Origin of the sequence: uncultured Blautia sp., assembly GCF_902497045.1 — a bacterium.
Lineage (GTDB): Bacteria > Bacillota > Clostridia > Lachnospirales > Lachnospiraceae > Blautia_A.
In genome coordinates this window covers 1-1,845 of record NZ_CABVDF010000355.1, presented here as the reverse complement: position 1 = coordinate 1,845, position 1,845 = coordinate 1, and the positions used below count along the sequence as shown (strand labels likewise).

2 protein-coding genes are annotated in these 1,845 nt (G+C 41.4%); both read right to left on the bottom strand.

Annotated elements, in window-relative coordinates; genetic code table 11:
• Positions 1–41: 41 nt before the first annotated feature.
• A complete protein-coding gene (locus tag RDS42_RS14635; RefSeq protein ID WP_308784297.1) occupies positions 42–1,127 on the bottom strand; it encodes a HAMP domain-containing sensor histidine kinase in 1,086 nt (361 codons plus the stop codon).
• Positions 1,114–1,812, bottom strand: a complete 699-nt coding sequence (gene vanR / locus RDS42_RS14630; RefSeq protein ID WP_177276011.1) for a VanR-ABDEGLN family response regulator transcription factor — start codon at positions 1,810–1,812, stop codon at positions 1,114–1,116. The genes RDS42_RS14635 and vanR overlap by 14 nt, the downstream gene beginning before the upstream one ends.
• Between the last annotated feature and the right edge of the window lie 33 nt (positions 1,813–1,845).

Sequence of the window (1,845 nt, the reverse complement as noted above, 5' to 3'; positions counted from 1 at the left end):
TGGAAATCCTCATATTTTATATAGAATTTCTTACGATTTTCCTACGAAACGGGAAGAACAACCGTAAATTGAACCGTTTCTTCCTCGCTCTTAGCAGAAATCCTTCCTTTGTGAAGTTCTACGATCTGTTTCGCAATGGCAAGGCCAAGTCCTGTACCGCCTTTTGTGCTTCTCTCCACATCCAGTCGGTAAAACTGTTCAAATATCAGCGACAGTTTTTCTCTCGAAATAGTATTTCCATGATTTTTAAACCGTATGATTATCTCTCCCTGCTGCAATTCCGCAGTAATCGTAATGACAGTGTCCGGAAAACTGTAAATGATCGCATTGCGCAGTAAGTTGTCAAATACACGCTGGATTTTGTCCGGATCACAGCGAAAAAACAGATTTTCAGGCGCATGGAGACTGCATTGAAGCCCTTTTTCCTGCAGCATTGGCTGAAATTCAAAGATCAGCTGTTCCAGAAGACGTGTCAGGTTGATCTCTGTATACTGTAATATGATCTCCGACAGATTGAATCTTGTGATCTCAAAAAATTCATTGATAAGATCTTCCAGCCGCTGCGCCTTATTTCTGGCAATGGAAAGATATTTTTTCCTCACCTCTTCTGATATCTGGGGTTCATCATGCAATAGCGTAAGATATCCCATAACTGAAGAAAGCGGCGTTTTCAGATCATGCGCCAGATACATAATCAGATCATTTTTTCTCTGTTCATTTTCTTTTGCAAGCCTTGCATTCTGCTCTGCTTCCTGTTTTAACGCATTGATTTTTACTGCAATCTCACTGAGTTCCGGAGAAAGCTCAATGTAATCTGTATTTTTATCAAACATTTTTACTGTTGCCGCCTGCAGTTCGTAGACATAGCTGACCACTTTTTTTAACAGTCTGTAAGTCAGCCACACAACGCAGAGCACCCATACGATAAGCCCCGCCATATATGTATAAAGCGCTCTGTAATGCAGAAAGTAATGTTCCCCGTACCATCTGCGAAACAGCCATGTAGCTGCTATGTCCATCCCATAGATACCTGCCATAATGATCACGGAGCAGACTGCAAACTGTATCAGATAAGTTTTTAACAGGGTTCCCAGCAAAAAATTCCTTCCATTTTTATTCGATTCCATATCCCACTCCCCATATTGTTTTGATAAATCTTGGCTTTTTTGCCGGTTCCTCCAGTTTCTCTCTGAGACGTCCTATATGTGCCATCACCGTATTATTATTGTTCAGGTATTTCTCCTTCCATACCGCTTCAAATAATTCTTCCGACGGGACGACCTTTCCCTGATGTTCACACAGATACCAGAGAATCGAAAACTCAATGGGCGTCAAGGATATCTCTCTGCCATACAGAAAGCATTTGTGGCTTTCTTTATTGATCACAAGCCCTCTGATATCGTATTCTGACTTTTCCACTGGCTGACCGGAAATGGAAGTATTATATCTGGAGCACCGTCTTAGCTGTGTTTTTACCCGAGCCACAACTTCCAGCGGATTAAAGGGCTTCGTAATATAATCGTCTGCTCCTATCGTCAGCCCCATAATCTTATCACTGTCCTCTATTTTGGCAGTAAGCATGATTACCGGGAAGAAAAATTTTTCCCGAATCTTCTGGCAGATACGAAATCCGTCAATATCCGGCAGCATCACATCCAGAACAGCCAGGTCGATATCTGTTTCTTCCATACACCGCAGGGCATCTGTTCCATTATAAAATTTATAAACAACGTAATGGTCATTTTGAAGATAAACCTCCAGCAGATCTGCAATCTCCCGTTCATCATCTACAATCAGAATTTTTTCATTCATTATGCCTGCTCCTAATCTTTTCCATTTTATGGA